Origin of the sequence: Pseudomonas sp. BF-R-30, from assembly GCF_019956175.1 — a bacterium.
Lineage (GTDB): Bacteria > Pseudomonadota > Gammaproteobacteria > Pseudomonadales > Pseudomonadaceae > Aquipseudomonas > Aquipseudomonas jessenii.
Map to the genome: position 1 here is coordinate 53,566 of NZ_JAHBDE010000009.1, position 18,117 is coordinate 71,682.

The 18,117-nt window shown below is 61.1% G+C and carries 19 protein-coding genes; 12 read left to right on the forward strand and 7 right to left on the reverse strand.

Annotated features, from left to right (window positions below):
* From tusD to KGB20_RS06125, 4 genes are all read right to left on the reverse strand, one after another.
* Positions 1 to 393, reverse strand: coding sequence for a sulfurtransferase complex subunit TusD (gene tusD, locus KGB20_RS06110; RefSeq protein WP_150814752.1), 393 nt, complete (start codon positions 391 to 393; stop codon positions 1 to 3).
* A 200-nt stretch (positions 394 to 593) separates the two neighbouring features.
* Positions 594 to 1,298 carry a YoaK family protein gene (locus KGB20_RS06115; RefSeq protein WP_090456597.1) on the reverse strand — a complete coding sequence of 235 codons (705 nt, stop codon included), beginning with the start codon at positions 1,296 to 1,298 and terminating at the stop codon, positions 594 to 596.
* Between the two features lie 25 nt (positions 1,299 to 1,323).
* On the reverse strand, positions 1,324 to 1,653 hold the full coding sequence (locus tag KGB20_RS06120; RefSeq protein ID WP_102670523.1) for a DUF6388 family protein: 330 nt from the start codon (positions 1,651 to 1,653) through the stop codon (positions 1,324 to 1,326).
* Between the two features lie 28 nt (positions 1,654 to 1,681).
* A complete protein-coding gene (locus KGB20_RS06125; RefSeq protein ID WP_150814751.1) occupies positions 1,682 to 1,921 on the reverse strand; it encodes a hypothetical protein in 240 nt (79 codons plus the stop codon).
* A 148-nt stretch (positions 1,922 to 2,069) separates the two neighbouring features.
* On the opposite strand from KGB20_RS06125, the gene KGB20_RS06130 reads away from it, so the two are divergent.
* Positions 2,070 to 2,420 (forward strand): hypothetical protein, encoded by a 351-nt coding sequence (locus KGB20_RS06130; RefSeq protein WP_090456593.1) that lies wholly within the window; start codon positions 2,070 to 2,072, stop codon positions 2,418 to 2,420.
* Between the two features lie 128 nt (positions 2,421 to 2,548).
* Here KGB20_RS06130 and KGB20_RS06135 read toward each other — a convergent pair whose 3' ends face one another.
* Positions 2,549 to 2,974, reverse strand: coding sequence for a GNAT family N-acetyltransferase (locus KGB20_RS06135; RefSeq protein ID WP_150814740.1), 426 nt, complete (start codon positions 2,972 to 2,974; stop codon positions 2,549 to 2,551).
* 147 nt (positions 2,975 to 3,121) lie between these two features.
* Between KGB20_RS06135 and KGB20_RS06140 the strand changes: the two genes are divergently transcribed.
* Both KGB20_RS06140 and KGB20_RS06145 read left to right on the forward strand, forming a co-directional pair.
* Positions 3,122 to 3,559, forward strand: coding sequence for a hemerythrin domain-containing protein (locus KGB20_RS06140; RefSeq protein ID WP_150814739.1), 438 nt, complete (start codon positions 3,122 to 3,124; stop codon positions 3,557 to 3,559).
* Positions 3,560 to 3,625: 66 nt separating this feature from the next.
* A complete protein-coding gene (locus KGB20_RS06145; protein WP_150814738.1) occupies positions 3,626 to 4,219 on the forward strand; it encodes an NUDIX domain-containing protein in 594 nt (197 codons plus the stop codon).
* A 168-nt stretch (positions 4,220 to 4,387) separates the two neighbouring features.
* On the opposite strand, the gene KGB20_RS06150 is transcribed toward KGB20_RS06145, so the two are convergent.
* Positions 4,388 to 4,903, reverse strand: a complete 516-nt coding sequence (locus tag KGB20_RS06150) for a methylated-DNA--[protein]-cysteine S-methyltransferase (protein WP_150814737.1) — start codon at positions 4,901 to 4,903, stop codon at positions 4,388 to 4,390.
* Positions 4,904 to 5,039: 136 nt separating this feature from the next.
* Between KGB20_RS06150 and ggt the strand changes: the two genes are divergently transcribed.
* The gene (gene ggt / locus KGB20_RS06155) at positions 5,040 to 6,767 is read left to right on the forward strand and encodes a gamma-glutamyltransferase (RefSeq protein ID WP_154947854.1); all 1,728 of its coding nucleotides are present in this window, start codon (positions 5,040 to 5,042) and stop codon (positions 6,765 to 6,767) included.
* Between the two features lie 69 nt (positions 6,768 to 6,836).
* A complete protein-coding gene (locus KGB20_RS06160; protein ID WP_223532157.1) occupies positions 6,837 to 7,370 on the forward strand; it encodes a cysteine hydrolase family protein in 534 nt (177 codons plus the stop codon).
* Between the two features lie 116 nt (positions 7,371 to 7,486).
* Here KGB20_RS06160 and KGB20_RS06165 read toward each other — a convergent pair whose 3' ends face one another.
* Entirely contained in the window at positions 7,487 to 8,392 is a 906-nt protein-coding gene (locus tag KGB20_RS06165; protein WP_150814734.1) for a LysR family transcriptional regulator, read from the reverse strand.
* A gap of 199 nt (positions 8,393 to 8,591) precedes the next feature.
* On the opposite strand from KGB20_RS06165, the gene KGB20_RS06170 reads away from it, so the two are divergent.
* The 7 genes from KGB20_RS06170 (at position 8,592) to KGB20_RS06200 (ending at position 18,077) form a co-directional block, all read left to right on the forward strand.
* Positions 8,592 to 10,091, forward strand: coding sequence for a purine-cytosine permease family protein (locus KGB20_RS06170; protein WP_150814733.1), 1,500 nt, complete (start codon positions 8,592 to 8,594; stop codon positions 10,089 to 10,091).
* Positions 10,088 to 10,915, forward strand: coding sequence for a nitrilase-related carbon-nitrogen hydrolase (locus KGB20_RS06175; protein WP_223532158.1), 828 nt, complete (start codon positions 10,088 to 10,090; stop codon positions 10,913 to 10,915). The genes KGB20_RS06170 and KGB20_RS06175 overlap by 4 nt, the downstream gene beginning before the upstream one ends.
* A 100-nt stretch (positions 10,916 to 11,015) precedes the next feature.
* Positions 11,016 to 12,038 (forward strand): helix-turn-helix transcriptional regulator, encoded by a 1,023-nt coding sequence (locus KGB20_RS06180; RefSeq protein WP_223532174.1) that lies wholly within the window; start codon positions 11,016 to 11,018, stop codon positions 12,036 to 12,038.
* 202 nt (positions 12,039 to 12,240) lie between these two features.
* Complete coding sequence (locus KGB20_RS06185) at positions 12,241 to 14,037, forward strand: amidohydrolase (protein WP_223532176.1); 1,797 nt, start codon at positions 12,241 to 12,243, stop codon at positions 14,035 to 14,037.
* An 18-nt stretch (positions 14,038 to 14,055) separates the two neighbouring features.
* The gene (locus KGB20_RS06190; RefSeq protein WP_150814731.1) at positions 14,056 to 15,795 is read left to right on the forward strand and encodes an amidohydrolase; all 1,740 of its coding nucleotides are present in this window, start codon (positions 14,056 to 14,058) and stop codon (positions 15,793 to 15,795) included.
* A 106-nt stretch (positions 15,796 to 15,901) separates the two neighbouring features.
* Positions 15,902 to 16,642 (forward strand): TorF family putative porin, encoded by a 741-nt coding sequence (locus KGB20_RS06195; protein WP_150814730.1) that lies wholly within the window; start codon positions 15,902 to 15,904, stop codon positions 16,640 to 16,642.
* Positions 16,643 to 16,688: 46 nt separating this feature from the next.
* Positions 16,689 to 18,077 carry a purine-cytosine permease family protein gene (locus KGB20_RS06200; protein WP_223532160.1) on the forward strand — a complete coding sequence of 463 codons (1,389 nt, stop codon included), beginning with the start codon at positions 16,689 to 16,691 and terminating at the stop codon, positions 18,075 to 18,077.
* Positions 18,078 to 18,117 lie beyond the last annotated feature (40 nt).

The window sequence follows — 18,117 nt, forward strand, 5'->3', positions numbered from 1 at the left end:
TCATGCGCCTCCGAAACAGATCAGACGGTCGGCATCCTGCGCCGCGTCATGCAATTGGCCGAGGCCGGACAATTCCCACGGTGCGCCGACGGCTACAGCCTCACGCTGATAGCGCCTGGCTTCTTCCTCGTTCAACACGCCACGACGCAGCGCGGCGGCGATGCACACCACGCCATCGAGTTGATGGTCACCGACAAAGGCACGCCATTGCTTGGGCAGGTCCAGTTCATCCTGGGGCGTGACCACGCTGGCGGACGCGTTGTAGACGCCGTCCTGATAGAAAAACAGCCGGACAATCTCGTGCCCGCCGGCCAGCGCGGCCTGGGCGAACAGCAGGGCTCGGCGCGAGGAGGGCGCATGGGCGGCGGAAAATACGGCGATGGCGAACTTCATGACGGACTCGATCAGCGAAACTGCCGCCATGATAATGCTTTATCGGCGGGGCGGCTAAAGTGATGTTGTCTGGGCGGGCCTCATCGCGAGCAAGCTCGCTCCCACAGTGGACCTGTGGTGGTTGCTGATTTTGTGTCCGACGCAAATCCCTTGTGGGAGCGAGCTTGCTCGCGATGAGGCCCGCCCAGACAACACCAGACTCAGCGCGGCATATACCCCAACTGCCAACGCCGCGGGATCTTCAACGACAGCACCCCGAGCCCGGCAGCCAGCAGGCCACTGGCAAACAACGCCTTGAGCCCCAGGTGGTGTTCCAGCACGGCACCGAGTACCGCGCCGGCGAACATGCCGGTCCAGGGGATCAACTGCACCCGCCAGCCGCTACGGCGCTCGCCGAGCATCCAGCGGCCCAGCCCGCGGCCGAAACGCGACAGGGCACCGGTAACGTAGGTCAGGCCCACCGGCAGGCCATTTACTTCTTCCACCGCGGCGTTGAGCATGCCCATGGCGATGATCGCCGCCAGCAGGGCTGGCAGTTGCTCGTCATACGACCAGGCCGCGGCGGCGCACAGCAGGGCGGCAATGCACAGTAACAAGGGCAGGGTCCGGCGTCTGCCCAGGCGGCTGACGATAATGCCCAGCGCGTTGCCGACGATGAAGGTGGCGATGAGGATCACCAGGCGCAGGGTCAACCCAAGGTCACCAGTACTGATGGCGACCGCCATCCGGGTGGTATTGCCGCTCATGAACGAAACGAAGTCGCCGCTGGCCATGAAGCCGATGGCGTCGGTCATGCCGGCGAGTACCGAGAGCATGGCCACCAGGCTCAAGCCTATGCGCCCGCGCCATTTCTGTGTGTGCAAATGACCGGGGCTGGCGTGGGTCCTGGCGGTGTTGGGCAGCATCGGCGATGGCCTCCATGAACAGTGTTTACGGTTTTATCCCATTCAACTCGCAATATTCCAGCCAGTCCATGCCGGCCATTTCCGCCACTTCCCGGTGTACTTCAAGGCGCTGCGCTTCGTAGTCCCGGGGCGTGGCGGCAGTTAACTGCAACGTCAGTTCCCAGGCGAACAACTGCTGGCGTTCTGCTTCAGCTTCAAACGCTTCGTGCAGCCGTTCTTCGCGATACTGTGCCGCCGTTTCACCCTTGGCCTGGGCCAACAGCGGGTTGAGGTGGTCGAGTTCTTCGCGCAACTCGGGGCGCGCATCGAGAAACCGCTTCAGTGCCTGCTCATGTTGCTGCTCGGTTGCCGCCATGGTCGCTCCTTGGATGGGATTACGAAGACTACTTCTTGCTGGCCTTGGCCGCTGCCGCCAGGCATTCGAGGGCAAACTGTTCGATGTAGGTCATCTGGATCGGCGTGGTTTCGCCTTTGACGGTTCTTTCGCCGTCGAGGATGTAACGAATCCGCTTGTCGGTGACGCCGATTCGCTTGGCAATCCAGGAGGGCGTCTGACCGATCTGGCTGATCAGCTTGTCGGCATATTCAGTGCTCGGTTTGTAGAACTCGGCATTAGGTGTCATCAGGTTTCCAGTCATGGGTGCGATGGGGCGATATTGGCGCGACAGGGTGCGCGAATCGTTGCGCGCTGTCGCGGTATAAATGCAGTAAAGCAGAACGGTACGGCCCGCCGGGGTGATAAAGTCCGCTTTTTCCTGATGAGTGAATGCAATGCGAATTCTGATGGTGGCGCTGGCCGTGACGTTGCTGGCCGGATGCGCAGGCTCGGCGATGAACGACGCCCGCACCAAGGCCCCGTACAAGACCCTGAACTCGGAAAAACCGGGCAAAGACGTCGCCCAGTGCGTGCAGTTTTCCTGGCAGGACGAGGCCGTGTTCGGCGTCGATGCCGCTGCCTATCTGCAACCGGGGGAGAAGGGCGGCACGACGGTTTACACCCGTTCGGCGGAGTCCTTCGTCGACGTGACCACCGATGCCTCGGGCACGGTGTTGAGCTACTACGCTCAGAAGGATGATTTCGTGGCCAAGCGCCGGTTGGCGGCGTTGGCGACTTGCCTATGATTCGAAGGCTTGCGCAGTAACTTGTGGGAGCGGGCTTGCTCGCGAAGACTTAGTGTCAGTCGCTATCAATGTTGGTTGATAGACCGCTTTCGCGAGCAAGCCCGCTCCCACAGTTGTTTTGTGTGTGGTCAGTAATTCAGGCGCTTCTGGAAGAAGAAGTGCTTGTGGCCCGGCGGGTAATCGGCAATGTGGCCGATCTCGCTGTAGCCGCATTTCTTGTAGAACTCCGGCGCCTGGAACTCGAAGGTTTCCAGCCACAGACCGACGCATTCCTTTTCCCGTGCAAGGTCTTCGGCCATCTGCATCAACCGGGTGCCCATGCCTTGTCCCCGGGCCTGTTCCGGCACCGCCAGCAAGTCTATGAACAACCACTGATAGAACAACCGGGCGTAAACGCCGCCGACGATTTCGTCGTTGTCGTCGCGTATCAGCAACGCGATATGTTCCGGTGGCGGGCTTGCAGACTTCGAGGAGTTGTAGGCGCGTAACGGCACGAGGATCGCCTCGCGCTCTTCGGTGCTGGGGTTGTGCTTGCGTTCGATACGCAGGTTCATGGCTATATCCTTATGGCAGTGAAACCGCAGCCTATCCCGGTTGTCGCGATTGTTCCATCCCCGGAAAAGTTGAACCGTGGCCAATGCGCAGCTGTCATTCCTTAAGACGCGTCACTCCAGAACGCAGCTGATGAGGACAACCACCCCGTGAACATTTTTGAAGCCTTGCGTGAAAGCCACGAACGCCAACGGACCTATGCAAAAGCGCTGATCCATACCAGCGGCGATACGCCTGAGCGGGTCGAGGCGTACAAGCAACTCAAGTCTGAATTGCAGGCACACGCCACGGCCGAAGAGCGGCATTTCTACATCCCGTTGATGGAGGTCGACAACGGTATCGACCTCAGCCGTCATGGCATCGCCGAACATCACGAAATGGACGAAATGATGGAGGAACTGGACGACACCGAGATGTCCAGCCCGGCGTGGCTGGTGACCGCGAAGAAACTCTCGGAGAAAGTGCATCATCACCTCGAGGAAGAAGAGCAGAAGTTCTTCCAGATGGCTGGCAAGCTGCTCAACGACAAACAGAAAGAGTCATTGGCCGGACAATACGAGAAGGAGTACAAGGCGCAGCTTGCCTGAGGGGGCAAAGGCTGTGCGTTTTCACTTAACATGTGGACCCTCAGACAAATCACAGGACGCGTTGTCATGTCGAACACAGCCGAGCGGGTCAACATCCTTGAGTCTCAGGTATTGTCCCACGACTGGTACCTGCTCAAGAAAATCACCTTCGATTACCAACGCAACAACGGCGAGTGGCAACGCCAGGTCCGGGAGGTCTACGACCGTGGCAATGGCGCGGCGATTCTCCTGTACAACCGCGAAAAGAAAACCGTGGTACTGACCCGGCAATTTCGCCTGCCGGTATTCGTCAACGGTCACGATGGGCTGTTGATCGAAGTGGCGGCAGGGCTGCTGGAAGGCGCGGCACCTGAAGACCGCATCCGCGATGAAGCGGAGGAGGAGACGGGTTACCGCGTGCACCATGTGCAGAAGGTGTTCGAGGCGTACATGAGCCCCGGTTCGGTGACGGAAAAACTGCACTTCTTCATTGCCGAATACGACGCGAAGTCGAAAGTCAGCGACGGTGGCGGGCTGGAGGCGGAAACCGAGGAGCTGGAAGTGCTGGAGTGGACGTTCGAGGACGCGCTCGAAGCGTTTTACCGTGGCGAAATCTGCGACGCCAAGACCATCATGCTGTTGCAGTATGCGGCGATGAAAAACCTCTTCGCCCCAACCTGACCCTGTGGTGGAAGGGCTTTTGTGGCGAGGGGGCTTGCCCCCGTTCGGCTGCGAAGCAGTCGTCATCGCGGAGCGTGCGAACGTCCAGAATAAAAGTACAAATGCTTTTGGGACCGCTGCGCAGTCCAACGGGGGCAAGCCCCCTCGCCACAAAGATGCAGTGCGTCCCTAAAACAAATCATCCATGCGACTGGCGCCTGACCACTCGCAGCCCTCCAGGGTCAGCAACAACGCCTTCGCCTCAAGCCCACCGGCAAACCCGGTGAGCTTGCCCGACGCGCCAATCACCCGATGACAGGGCGCCACGATCGAAATCGGGTTCTTGCCATTCGCCGCACCCACCGCCCTGACTGCCGCCGGGTTGCCGATCTGTTCGGCGATCTGGCTGTAGCTGCGGGTCTCGCCGAACGGGATGGTCAGCAGCGCCGCCCAGACCTTCTTTTGAAATTCCGTGCCGGCAAAATCCAGATCCAGTTCGAAGCGATCGCGGGTGCCGGAAAAATATTCGTGTAGCTGCGCAGCCGTGCGCACCAGGATCGGATTGTCCGGCGCTTCGCTCATCGGTCCCAGGCACACCCGCCCGGGTTTGTCGTTTTCCCAGAGGATGGCCGCCAGTCGTGAACCGTTCGCGACCAGCTTCAACTGGCCCACGGGGGAGGCCACGGTGGTGCAGGTATAGGTCATGCCAGGGCTCGCGCAAAATTGCTGAACAGGCGTTAAGGATACTGCCTCGGCGGGGAGGCGCAATACGTAATCCCGACCATACTTGCCTACTGCTTTCGAAACGTTCCCCTGTTTAATAACAAGAAGAGACCGACTCATGAAGTACGAACCTTTTGCCAAATCGCTGATTGCGACCTCCTTGGCGCTCAGCTGCCTGACCGCCCATGCCGCCTCCGTGGCCCCGGCTACCGGGGAAAACGGCATGGTGGTCACGGCCCAGCACCTGGCCAGCCATGTGGGCGTGGATGTGCTCAAGAACGGCGGCAATGCCGTGGATGCGGCGGTCGCGGTCGGCTATGCGCTGGCAGTGGTGTACCCCGCGGCAGGCAACCTTGGCGGCGGTGGTTTCATGACCATTCAACTGGCGGACGGGCGCAAGACCTTCCTCGACTTCCGTGAAAAAGCCCCGCTGGCCGCAACCGCCAACATGTACCTGGACAAGGAGGGCAATGTCGTCCCCGATCTGAGTACCCGTGGTCATCTGGCCGTGGGCGTGCCGGGCACCGTTTCGGGCATGGAACTGGCGCTGTCCAAGTACGGCACCAAGCCGCGCAAGGAAATCATCGCCCCGGCCATCAAGCTGGCCGAAGACGGTTTCGTGCTGGAGCAGGGGGATGTCGATCTGCTGGATTACGCCACCGACATGTTCAAGAAGGACATCAAGGATTCCGGCTCGATCTTCTTGAGTAACGGCGAGCCGATGCAGGTCGGCCAGAAACTGGTGCAAAAGGACCTGAGCAAAACCTTGCGGGAGATCTCCGACAAAGGCGCCGACGGTTTCTATAAAGGCTGGGTGGCCGACGCCATCGTCACCTCCAGTCAGGCCAACAAGGGCATCATCACCCAGGCCGACCTCGACAAATACAAGACCCGTGAACTGGCGCCCATCGAGTGCGACTACCGTGGCTATCACGTGGTTTCCGCACCGCCACCGAGCTCCGGCGGCGTGGTGATCTGCGAGATCATGAACATCCTCGAAGGCTACCCGATGAAGGAACTGGGCTACCACTCGGCCCAGGGCATGCACTATCAGATCGAGGCAATGCGCCACGCCTATGTGGACCGCAACAGTTACCTGGGCGACCCGGATTTCGTGAAGAACCCGATTGCCCACCTGCTGGATAAAAACTACGCGACCAAGCTGCGCGAGGCGATCAAACCACAAAAAGCCGCGGTATCCAGTGAACTCAAGCCCGGCGTAGCGCCCCATGAAGGCAGCAACACCACCCATTACTCCATCGTCGACAAGTGGGGCAACGCGGTGTCGGTGACCTACACCCTCAACGACTGGTTCGGTGCCGGCGTGATGGCGAGCAAGACCGGGGTCATCCTCAACGATGAAATGGACGACTTCACCTCGAAGATCGGCGTACCGAACATGTACGGCCTGGTACAGGGCGAGGCCAACGCCATCGCGCCCGGCAAGGCGCCGCTGTCGTCCATGAGCCCGACCATCGTCACCAAGGACGGCAAAGTGGTGATGGTGGTCGGCACTCCGGGTGGCAGCCGCATCATCACCGCGACCTTGCTGACCATGCTCAACGTGATCGACTACGGCATGAACATCCAGGAGGCGGTGGATGCACCGCGTTTCCACCAGCAGTGGCTGCCGGAGGAAACCAACCTGGAAGCCTTCACCACCAGCCCGGACACGGTGAAAATCCTCGAGAGCTGGGGCCACAAGTTCGCCGGTCCCCAGGATGCCAACCACCTGGCGGCGATCCTTGTCGGCGCGCCATCCCTGGGTGGAAAACCGGTAGGCAATAACCGTTTCTACGGGGCGAACGACCCACGGCGTAACACTGGGTTGTCGCTGGGTTATTGAGGGTTGTGTCCGGAGGGGGACGGGCTTATGTTCGTCCCCTGATCCCTCGACATATCAAGGAAGGAAATCATGACCACTGCGTTATTAATCATCGACGTCCAGCAAGCTTTGTGTTCCGGGGAGTACGAGTGCTTCGAGATTGGACGGGTCATCAACACCATCAATGACCTGTCTGCCCGGGCGCGCAAGGCCGGCGTTCCGGTGGTGCTGATCCAGCATGAAGAAGAGGATGGTCTGTTGAAACACGGTGTCCCGGGCTGGCAATTGGCCGAAGGGCTGCAAACATCGCCCGAAGATCATCGCGTACGCAAAACCACTGGTGATTCGTTCTATCAGACCAACCTGCAACGGTTGTTGCCGGTAGAAGACTTCGAAAGGCTGGTCATCTGCGGCCTGCAAACCGATTACTGCGTGAATGCAACCCTGCGTCAGGCGCATCAATTGGGCTATGACGTGGTGCTGGCCGCCGACGCGCACTCCACCGTCGACAATGGCAATGTCACTGCCGAGGACATCATTGCCCAACACAACAAGGATTGGGCAGATCTGAGCGGCTCGGTGGCCCGGATCGATGTGGTCCCGGCTGCTGAAATCCGCTTCTGATAACACCATTGCGCCCCCCCTTGTAGGAGCGATCCGGCTCGCGATGGACGTTAACGATTACGCGGGGGGCCAGATACCCAGCGGTGCCCGGAAGTCCATCGCGAGCAGGCTCGCTCCTACAAGGGTGAACCGAAAATCTCGATCAGCTCGTTCAGGAACGCACTCACCAGATCCCGCTGCCGCGCCGAATGCCGCACCGCCGCATGAAAGCTCACCTCATAGCGCAGCAGGTCCGGGTTCAGCGGGTGCAACTGCCCCAGCTGTTCATGCCGGGTCGCGTAGTGCTGCGGCAGAAACCCCAGGTGCTGGCCGGACAGAATCAGCAGGGCCGCGCCGTCCATGCTGTCGGTGAGCACGGTCAGGCGCTCGATGGAGGTGGGGGCCGGCATTTCCGGCAGCGGATGGCTCGGCCAGACCCAGTCAAACCCGCTGACATCTTCCCGGGTCAGCGCGCCAACCTGGTCGAACAGTGGATGCGATGGCGCGCAGTAGGCAATCTGGGTTTCCGGGAACAGCGGGAAATAATCGATGCTGGGCAAGCGGTGCCAGAAGTAACCGATGGCCAGGTCGATATGGCCATTGATGATTTTTTCTTCCAGCAGCGACGACGACAGCTCGGTGAAGTGGAAGTACAGCCCCTCGTGCCGCGCTCGCAAACGGGCAATGGCCTGGCCGATTTTCCTGTTCGCCACCGGATCGATTTGCCCCAGCAGGCCGATGTTGATGCTGCCCGAGACTTTGCGGTTGATGTGCTGCACCTCGACCCGGAAGCCCTCGGCCGCCGCCAGCAGGCGTCGGGCCGCCTCGATGAATTGAGTGCCTTTGGGCGTTACCGAAAACCCGCCGCGTCCGCGTTCGCACAGGCGGAAACCGACCCGCGCTTCCAGCGTTGCCAGTTGCGCGCTGATCGTGGGTTGCGTGGTGTTGAGAGCGGTTTGTGCCGCCGAGATGCCGCCCGCTTCGACGACGGTCAGAAATACCCGGATCAGACGCAGATCCAGCTCCGTAACAGTTCCCAGCATGGGGGCTCCCGATTCTCGCTTACATAGATACCGATCTATGTGAACAGTGTGCCTGCGATATTTTACTGCCAGAACTCACGCCCTACATTGCCGTGAAACCAGCGTCATCGTCAGCTTTTTATGGATTTTCACCTGATCTGGACGTCGTAGCGAGCGCTGTACCCACAAAAACAACAAACAACAGCATAGGAACAATCGTATGTCAGGTTCCCCAGTGTCTGCGCACGCCACCGAGGCGAGCGGCGGGTTGGCCATCGAAGGCCACTCCATCGATTACATTCCGGAAAACGAACGTCACGCCAAACTCGGCAGCCAGGGCCCATTCTGGTTCCTCGGCAATTTCCACTTCTTCACCATCTCCATCGGCTTTGTCGGCCCGAGCCTCGGCTTGTCGGCGCTGTGGACCATGCTCGCCGGTGCCCTGGGCATCATGTTCGGCACCATTTTCATGGCGTTCCACGGCTCCCAGGGCCCGGAAATGGGCCTGCCGCAGATGATCCAGTCCCGTGCGCAGTTCGGTTATCGCGGGGTGATCCTGGCGTTGATGGCGACGATGTTTGTGTTCGTCGGTTTCAATGTGGTGAACATCTCGCTGATCATGAACGGCCTTGAACATGTGTTTGGCATCGACCCGACCATCGTGGCCGTGGCCGTGGTAATGATCGGCGCGCTGTTGTCGATCTACGGCCACGACCTGATGCACAAGGCCTTCAAGTGGGCCTTGCTGGCGACCTTGCCGCTGTACGCACTGGTGACCATCGCCCTGATGTTCGGCGCAGGTTCCGAAGGCGTCACCCCGGCAACCGACCTGGGCTTCAACTGGGTGGCCTTCGCCACGTTGTTCGCCATCGGTGCCAGCTACAACATTTCCTATGCACCCTACGTGTCCGACTATTCCCGTTACCTGCCGAAAAACACCAGCCGGACGAAACTGATTGCGGCGGTGTTCATCGGCGCCTCGTTGTCGGGCAGCTGGATGATCGGCCTCGGTGCCTGGCTGGCGCAGCAATTGAAAGCGGCGGATGCGCTGGTGGCGTTGAATCAGGTCGGCTCGTCGATGATTCCGGGGCTGGGCAACCTGCTGGTGATCGTTTCGGTGGCGGGCTTCCTGCCGATCATCGCGCTCAACACCTACAGCGCCATGCTGACGCTGCTGACCGGCGTCGACTCGATCAAAAAAATCACCCCGACACCCCGCGCCCGTGTGCTCTCGATCAGTGTGATCAGCGTCATCCTGTTGACCTGCGTGCTGTCGATCAAAGGTGACGGCATCGCTCTGCTGAACACCTTCCTGGTGTTGCTGCTGTACTTCCTCGTGCCGTGGACCGCCGTCAACCTGGTGGACTACTTCTTCGTGCGCAAGGGCCGTTATGCGATCCCGCATTTCTTCACGCCAAAAGGCATCTACGGCGCCTGGCAATTTCGCGGCATCGTTTCGTACCTGATCGGCTTCGCCGCGATGGTGCCGTTCTTCTACATCTTCAACGCAGCGGCGAACAAGGAAGTGTTCGTTGGTCCGCTGGCGCGGATGCTTGAAGGCGTGGACATCGCCTGGCTGGTGGGTCTTGTGGTGTCGGGGCTGACCTACTACCTGCTCAGTCGCTCGATTGATCTGGCCGCCGAACGCCGGGTGATCGACGCGCTGAGCGAAAGCGACATCGTCGCCATGACCCATTCATCTGCGGAGACAGTGCGTTGAACAACGCTAAAAACACAGTGGTCGCCTGCTGCCAACTGGCACCGAAAATAGGCGACCCGGCCTACAACCGCACGCTCACCGAACGCGCGATTCGCCAGGCAGCCTTTCAGGGCGCGCAAGTCGTCGTGCTGCCCGAACTGGTGCAGAGCGGCTATCTGTTTGCCGACCGCTTTGAGGCGCTGGGCCTGGCGGAAACCGTTGATGGTCCGACTTTGCAACTTTGGCAGACCCTGGCCCGTGAGCTGAACCTGGTGATCGTCGGCGGCTTCTGCGAGCGCCTGCCCGCTGATGAACTGGCCAACAGCGCGGCGATGATCGACGCCAACGGCCTGCGCGCGGTGTACCGCAAGGCGCATCTGTGGGATGCCGAGAAGGACATCTTCACGGCCGGCGATGCGCCACCGCCGGTGGTCGAAACGGTGCATGGACGGCTCGGCATGCTGATTTGTTACGACCTGGAATTCCCCGAGTGGGTGCGTCTTGCGGCGCTGGCCGGGGCCGAACTGTTGTGCGCGCCGGTCAATTGGCCCGACGGTCCGCGGCCGCAAACCGAGCGCCCGGCCGAAGTGCTGCGGGTGCAGGCCAATGCCTCGGTCAACCGCATGTTCATCGCCGCCTGTGATCGCTATGGCCATGAACGCGGGGTCGGCTGGGTTCAGGGTTCGGTCATCGTCGATGCCGATGGTTATCCGTTGGCCGGGCCGGCGGAGCAGGGCGGTGAGCAGATGTTGCTGGCCACGCTGAACCTCGCCGAGGCGCGCAACAAACGCATCAGTGCGCGCAATGACCTGCATCAGGACCGGCGGCCGCAGTTGTACGGCTGAGCGGTTGTTGTAACTGCTGATGTCACGGCGAACTGGACGCCATTCCCGGCGCTATGGCATCGTCCCGGCAACAGACCATGCAGTGAACGGGATCGTCATGATGGAGGAGGGGAACAAGGTCGGCGACGACGGGTCGTTGGCCACGCTGAAGGCGTTCAATCATTGCGTATTGCACCTGGGCCGGCTGGCGCGGGAGAGCGGGGCGTCGCGATTCATCGCCGATGGCCTGCAGGCATTCGGTCAGCTGGTGCCCTTCGCATCTGCCTGGTGGGGCGAAATGTCTGCACCAGGTCCTGAGGTGCCCATGCAAAGCTGGATGCATGGCAGCATCAATCTTCCTGAATCCTTTGCCGCCGAATGGCATCCGGTGGCGGCCAACGATCAATTCTCCTACGCCACGCTCAATCGTCCCGGTGAGGTGGTGTGCGACACGGGTTTCAACGACCCTTGCGAGGCGGTCAATGATTTCGCCCGGCGCTTCGACCTCTATCACTTGATGAGCATCACCTACGAATTGCCCGAAAGCGGCCTGATGTTTTTCGTCTGCCTCTACCGGGGGCAGGATGAACAGGCGTTCGAGGAGAACGAAGCCGAGCTGTTTTTGGCGTTCTGCGATCACCTGTTCCAGCTGTGGCGGTTTCAGGTGCAGGACATGATTCGCTTCGACAGCGAAAACGGCGCGAGTGATTTTGGTGTCGCGCGCATGGACGGCAGTCTGCTCTATGTGGGGGCCAGGCTGTGCGTCGCCATCCAGCGCGAACTGCCCGGCTGGAGCGGTTCCACGCTGCCACCGGAGGTAATCGCGCAATTGTCCAAAGCCCCCTGCGTGATTCGTCTGGGCCGCTGCGCCCTGACCCTGAGCCCCAACGCCGAACACGTCATCCTGTCCCTCGAAGCACCGTCGGGCGGGGACGGCCTGGCACCTCGGGAGCGCACGGCGGCGATGCTGTTCGCCGCGGGCCACTCCTACAAGGAAATCGCCAGAATGCTCGCCTTGAGCCCGTCGACCGTGCGCACCTACCTGCGTAACTGCTACTTGCAGCTCGGTGTGAAAAGCAAGGTGGAACTGGGCTCCGTCCTGCGTTCACCGGGTGCGCTGACGGAGTCCGTGCGCCGGGACTGATCCCCGCCGTTTCAATTATTTGCCTGACCCCTCCTCATTTGCAGAGGTCCATTCGCGCGCCGCGCCCTATAGGGTAGGCCCTGTCTATACAAGGGCTTGCGCAGTCGCTTCGGGCCGCTTCAAAACAATAAGAACAGGGGTGAGGCATTTGAGACTTTCCAGGTTGTTCATCGCCGTTGCGTCGACAACGGCGTTTTCCTGCATGGCATTGGGCGCGACGCCCGCCGACACGGTCATGCGCAATGGCTACGTCTACACCGTCGATGGCCAGAATTCCGTGCAGCAGGCCATCGCCATTTCAGGTGGCAAGATCGTCTACGTCGGCAGCGATGCCGGGGTCGACGGCTACATCGGCAAGCAGACACAACTGATCGACCTGGCCGGACGCATGCTGATGCCGGGCTTCGTCGATGCACACATGCACCCCGGGGATGGCGGTCGCGCCATGACCTTGTGCGACCTGAAATACCAGACCATGACCCGCGCGCAGTTTCAGGCGAGCATCCAGGCCTGCCTCGATGCCGACAAGGACAAAGGCCCGGACGTCTGGCTGGAAGTGGGCAGCTGGGACCGCATGGGCATGACCGGGCTCGACGGCGATGCCGACAAATCGACCCTGGACGCGCTCAAGACCCAGCGTCCGATCCAGGTGCGCTCCACCGATTTCCACACCGTGCTGACCAACTCCCGCGGCCTGGAACTGGCCGGGATCAACAAGAACACCGCCGACCCCGAAGACGGCAAATACCGACGCGACAGCGCCGGCAACCCGAACGGTATTTGTGAAGACGGCGCCGCCGAATCGTTGGCCGCCGTGGTGCCGCCGGCGACCGACGCGGAAAAACTCAATCAGATGCGAGCGGCCCTCGACGCCATGCGCCAGCAAGGCATCACCAGTTTCTTCGATGCGCTGGCGGGGCCGGAAAACGGCAAGGCCTTCACCCGCCTGCAACAGTCCGGCGAACTGACCGCCCGGGCCTTGCTGGCGATCAAGCTGGACCCGGCCGCCGCGGCCGCCGACCCGGTGAAAACCATCGCCGAGGCCAAGGCCCTGGCCAGCACCTACGACCAGGGTGAGGTGAAGGTCGCACCGGGCGTGAACATGCGCCACGTCAAACTGTTCATGGACGGCATCATCAACGCCCCGGCGGACACCGGCGCCATGTTGACCCCGTACCTGCACAACAGCGGTACCGACAAGGCGCCGCAGTGGACGCCGGGCAAGAACCTGGGCGAGCTGTACTTCCCGCCGCAGGTGCTCAATCCGCTGGTGCTGCAAGCGGTCAAGGCCGGTCTCGATCCGCACCTGCACGCCACCGGCGAGCGCGCGGTGCGCGACGCTCTGGACAGCGTTGCCTACGTGCGTCAGCAACTGCCCGGTCAAGACTTCCGCCCGGCCATCGCTCACGCCGAGTCAGTCGACCCTGCGGATTACGCACGCTTCAAGGCACTGGACGTCACGGCCACCATGTCGTTCCAGTGGGCACAGCAGGCACCGTCCACGGTCGACGGTACCAGCGATCACCTCGGTGCCGAGCGATTCGAGCGCATGGAGCCTTCCGGCAGCATCGCCCATGCCGGCGGCCGAGTGGCGTTCGGCAGCGATTGGCCGGTCGATCCCCTCGACGAGTTCCTGGCGCTGAAAGTCGGTGTCACCCGTTCCGGCGACCCGAGCAATCCGCACAGCTATGGGCCCAAGTATGCCGGGCGACTCAACGCCGATCCGGCGCTGTCGCGAGCCGAGGTGCTGCGCAGCATCACCCTCAGTTCCGCCGAACAGCTGAAGCTGGACGCGGTGCTGGGCTCGGTCGAAGTCGGCAAGTTCGCTGACCTGATCGTGCTCGACAAGAACTTCATGCAGGTGCCCGAGGAGGAGCTGGGCCGTAATGACGTGCTGCTGACGCTGGTCGGCGGCAAGGTCGTGTGGGCCAAGGCGCCGTTCCTGGGACTGGCGCCACAGGTTGTTTCCCAAGTTGTCACTTCTCGATCCATCCAATAAAAACTAGAGAGCGTTCCAATGCGATTCATTCCAAATCTGTTGGCCGCCGCGCTGGCATTGTCCTCGGTACAAGCGATGGCCGCCGCTGACCTGGTGTTGTTCAACGGCAAGGTCTTTACCGCCGAACCCGGCCAGGCGCTGGTGCAGGCTGTTGCGGTGCAAGACGGCAAGATTCTGAAAGTGGGCAGCGATGCCGAAATCAATGCCCTGGCCGATGCCAAGACCCAGCGCATCGACTTGGCGGGCAAAGTGTTGATGCCGGGCATGATCGACACCCACAGCCACCCGGTGGTGGGCGCTTTCGACAGCATGAAAGCCAACCTGCTGGACGAGGTCAAACCCTTGCCGGAACTGGAGCAATGGTTGATCGAGGAAGACAAGGCTGGACGCGCACGCGCCGGTGATGTGATCAGCGTGGCCGGGGTCAGTTCGGCTTACTGGGAGAAAAGCCGTGAACTGGGCAAGGTGTTCAACCAGGGACGCTGGGCGGATCAACCGATTGTCTTCAGTGGCATCGACGGGCACACCGGTTGGGCCAACAACGCGATGCTCAAACGCCTGGACATCGACGCGGCGCTGGTCAAGAGCCTGCCGGAAAAGGAACGCGGTTACATCGGCCATGAAGCGGACTTCACTCCTAACGGCTACTTTGCCGAATCCCGCTGGGACGTGGTGCGTAACGGGATTCCGGCGCCCAGCCCGGAGGCCATGCTCAAGGCCGCTCGCGAGGCGGTGAAGATCAACAATCAATTCGGCGTCACCGCCTGGATGGACGCGGCGGCGAACGGCGGCAGTGAGGATTCGCTGTTCGATTTCCATGCCACCGCCGAAAGTGTCGGCGTGCTGCCGCTGTACAAGGAACTGGCACAGAACGGCGAACTCAGTGCCCACGTCGCCGCGCTGATGGTCACCAATCCGAAGAGCAAACCTGCCGACCTGGAGGTGATCGCCACAGTAATGAAACAGTTCGAGGGCGTGCCTAACCTGACGTTCCCCGGCGTCAAGGTGTTTGTCGACGGCATTCTCGAATTCCCGGGGCAAACAGCGGCGGTCGTCGTGCCGTACAAGAACAGCCACAAGGACGGTCAGCTGCTGACCGACCCGGCGCACTTTGGCGAACTGGTGGTGGCAGCGGAAAAACGCGGCTGGATCGTGCACATGCATGCCGTCGGCGACCGCGCGGTGCGTGAAGCGCTCAATGGCGTGGCGTATGCGCGCAAGCTCAGCCCGACACCTGTGCCCCACAGCATCGCGCACCTGCAACTGGTCAACCCCAAGGAGTTTGCGCGCTTCAAGCAACTGGGCGTGATTGCCTCGATGCAGCTGCTGTGGGCCACTGGGGAGTCCTACACTGTCGAGCTGGTCAAGCCTTACATCAGCGCCTTTGCCTACGGTTACCAGTATCCCGCGCGGTCCTTGCATAACGCCGGCGCGACGATTGCCGGTGGCAGCGACTGGCCGGTGTCGAGCGCCAATCCGTTCAACGCCATTGCCCAGGCCAGCACGCGCAAGGGTCCGTTGGGTGTACTCAATGCCAAGGAAAGCATCGACCGCCAGACCATGTTCTACGCCTACACCATCAACGCGGCGAAAACCCTGCGCCTGGATCAGCAGATCGGTTCGCTGGCACCGGGCAAGCAGGCCGACCTGATCATCCTCGACCGCGATGTGTTCAAAGTCAGCGATGACGAACTGTTCGAAACCAAAGTCCTGAACACCTTCTTCGCCGGCAAGCAGGTCTACGCCCCCGCGTCCTGACCTGCGTACACCCAGCACACGCAAAAACCGCCAGCCCCTCGTAGCGCGAGGGGCCTGGCATCGCCATGCCTGAAATTCCCGTACGCCATAACAACAAGAGAATTGTATGAACGCACTTTCAGCATTGACCCTCGCGACACTGGCATTGATCCCCCTGAGCAGCCAGGCCCTGACCCTCAACGATGATTTCAGCCTGGACATGACCCTTGGCGTGGTCAGCGATTACCGCACCCGGGGCATCTCGCAAACCCTGGGCGACCCGGCAGTGCAGGGCGGCGCAACGCTGTTGCACAGCAGCGGCCTGTACATCGGGGCCTGGACCTCCAACGTCGATTTCGGCGGCGGCTTCGATACCCGCCAGGAGCTTGAGTACTACGCCGGTTATTACTGGCAGGCGACGGATGCCATCAGCCTGGATCTGGGCTACATCAAGTACGACTACCCGAAAAATTCCGACTTCAACCTCAGCGAGGTCTACGCCGTCCTCGACCTGTACGGCGTGAAGCTGGGTGCCTATTACTCCAAGGACACGCCGAACTTCTTCGGCGAGGACCAGGACACCCTTTACACCTACCTGGGCTACAAAATCGATTTGCCGGCCGAAGTCGGCCTGGACCTGCGCTTTGGGCGCAACGATGTGAATGACCCCGCGTTCTGGTCCGCCAATGGCGATAGCCGTGAGTCTTACTACGAGTGGGAAGCCAAGCTGACCCGCGACTTCGTCGGCGTCACCTGGGGCCTGAGCTATATCGACACGGACTTGTCGAAAAGCGAGTGCGCCAGTTGGTACGGTTATGACGACCTCTGCTCTGCAACGGTTGTAGCCAGTGCAACCAAGACGTTCTAACTTCCATCCCTGACAACAAAAACAGTTCCTCAAAGGAAACATCGTCATGAGTGCGCAACGAAGTCCGCTGATCGAGACTCGCTCGATCGATTTCATTCCCGAGGCTGAGCGTCACGGCAGCCTCTATAGCCAGTTCACCTTGTGGCTAGGCGCCAACCTGCAGATCACCGCCATCGTCACCGGCGCCCTCGCCGTGGTGCTGGGCGGCGATGTGTTCTGGTCACTGATCGGCTTGCTGATCGGGCAGGTGCTGGGTGGTGCCGTAGTGGCGCTGCACGCGGCGCAAGGTCCGAAGCTCGGGCTGCCGCAAATGATCTCCAGCCGAGTGCAGTTCGGGGTGTATGGCGCGGCAATCCCGATTGTGCTGGTGTGCCTGATGTACCTCGGTTTCAGCGCCACCGGCGCGGTGCTGTCGGGGCAGGCGATTGCGCAATTGATCAGCGTCAGCGACAGCGCCGGCATCCTGATTTTCGCCGCGTGCATCGCGTTCCTGACGATCTTCGGTTATCGGGTGATTCACTTGGTCGGGCGGGTGGCCAGCGTGCTGGGGATCATCGCGTTCGCCTACCTGTTCACCCGGTTGATGACCCTCAACGACATCGGCTTGCTGCTCGACAATCGTCATTTTGGCTGGAGCACCTTCCTGCTGGCGGTTTCGCTCTCGGCATCCTGGCAGATCGCCTTCGGCCCCTACGTGGCGGACTACTCACGTTACCTGCCGAGCAAGACCTCATCGTGGAAAACCTTCGCCGCCGTGGGCCTTGGCACCGTGCTGGGGGCCCAGACTTCGATGGTGCTGGGGGTGTTCGCCGCCGCACTGGCCGGGGCGAATTTCCGTGGGCACGAAGTGGCGACCATTGTCGGCCTGGGCAGTAGCGGTGTGATCGCGTCCTTGCTGTACCTGAGCATTGTGTTCGGCAAGGTCACGGTGTCCACCCTCAACGCCTATGGCAGTTTCATGTGCATCGCCACCATCATCAGCGGCTTTCGTCGTCGCCTGGAAATCACCGCCCGCCAGCGCATGCTGTTTGTGCTGCTGATCGTCGCGGCGTCCACCGCGCTGGCATTGCTGGGGCAGTACTCGTTCCTCAACTCGTTCAAGTACTTCATCCTGTTCTTGCTGACGTTCTTCACCCCCTGGAGCGCGATCAACCTGGTGGATTACTACTTCATCAACAAGGAACGTTACGACATTCCTGCGTTGTCCGACCCTTACGGGCGCTACGGTCGCTGGAACGTGCTGGGGATCAGCGTGTACGTGATCGGCGTATTGATCCAGTTGCCCTTTGTCGACACCCATTTCTACTCCGGGCCGATGGTTGCGCAACTGGGCGGCGTGGACATTTCCTGGATCGTCGGGCTGCTGGTACCGGGTGTGATCTATTACGCGCTGGCCAAGCCGTCGATGAGTGGCGTAGTGGTTGAGTGGGGTTAATTCCCGCATTTGTGGCGAGGGGGCTTTTGTGGCGAGGGGG

What these genes read in the sequence shown, in the direction of transcription:
- KGB20_RS06125 (WP_150814751.1), bottom strand. Translation starts at nt 1,921, where the DNA reads ATGACACCTAATGCCGAGTTCTACAAACCGAGCACTGAATATGCCGAC.
- KGB20_RS06180 (WP_223532174.1), top strand. Translation starts at nt 11,016, where the DNA reads ATGGAGGAGGGGAACAAGGTCGGCGACGACGGGTCGTTGGCCACGCTG.
- KGB20_RS06150 (WP_150814737.1), bottom strand. Translation starts at nt 4,903, where the DNA reads ATGACCTATACCTGCACCACCGTGGCCTCCCCCGTGGGCCAGTTGAAG.
- KGB20_RS06115 (WP_090456597.1), bottom strand. Translation starts at nt 1,298, where the DNA reads ATGCTGCCCAACACCGCCAGGACCCACGCCAGCCCCGGTCATTTGCAC.
- KGB20_RS06170 (WP_150814733.1), top strand. Translation starts at nt 8,592, where the DNA reads ATGTCAGGTTCCCCAGTGTCTGCGCACGCCACCGAGGCGAGCGGCGGG.
- KGB20_RS06195 (WP_150814730.1), top strand. Translation starts at nt 15,902, where the DNA reads ATGAACGCACTTTCAGCATTGACCCTCGCGACACTGGCATTGATCCCC.
- KGB20_RS06160 (WP_223532157.1), top strand. Translation starts at nt 6,837, where the DNA reads ATGACCACTGCGTTATTAATCATCGACGTCCAGCAAGCTTTGTGTTCC.
- KGB20_RS06120 (WP_102670523.1), bottom strand. Translation starts at nt 1,653, where the DNA reads ATGGCGGCAACCGAGCAGCAACATGAGCAGGCACTGAAGCGGTTTCTC.
- ggt (WP_154947854.1), top strand. Translation starts at nt 5,040, where the DNA reads ATGAAGTACGAACCTTTTGCCAAATCGCTGATTGCGACCTCCTTGGCG.
- KGB20_RS06130 (WP_090456593.1), top strand. Translation starts at nt 2,070, where the DNA reads ATGCGAATTCTGATGGTGGCGCTGGCCGTGACGTTGCTGGCCGGATGC.
- KGB20_RS06135 (WP_150814740.1), bottom strand. Translation starts at nt 2,974, where the DNA reads ATGAACCTGCGTATCGAACGCAAGCACAACCCCAGCACCGAAGAGCGC.
- KGB20_RS06185 (WP_223532176.1), top strand. Translation starts at nt 12,241, where the DNA reads ATGGCATTGGGCGCGACGCCCGCCGACACGGTCATGCGCAATGGCTAC.
- tusD (WP_150814752.1), bottom strand. Translation starts at nt 393, where the DNA reads ATGAAGTTCGCCATCGCCGTATTTTCCGCCGCCCATGCGCCCTCCTCG.
- KGB20_RS06200 (WP_223532160.1), top strand. Translation starts at nt 16,689, where the DNA reads ATGAGTGCGCAACGAAGTCCGCTGATCGAGACTCGCTCGATCGATTTC.
- KGB20_RS06165 (WP_150814734.1), bottom strand. Translation starts at nt 8,392, where the DNA reads ATGCTGGGAACTGTTACGGAGCTGGATCTGCGTCTGATCCGGGTATTT.
- KGB20_RS06190 (WP_150814731.1), top strand. Translation starts at nt 14,056, where the DNA reads ATGCGATTCATTCCAAATCTGTTGGCCGCCGCGCTGGCATTGTCCTCG.
- KGB20_RS06145 (WP_150814738.1), top strand. Translation starts at nt 3,626, where the DNA reads ATGTCGAACACAGCCGAGCGGGTCAACATCCTTGAGTCTCAGGTATTG.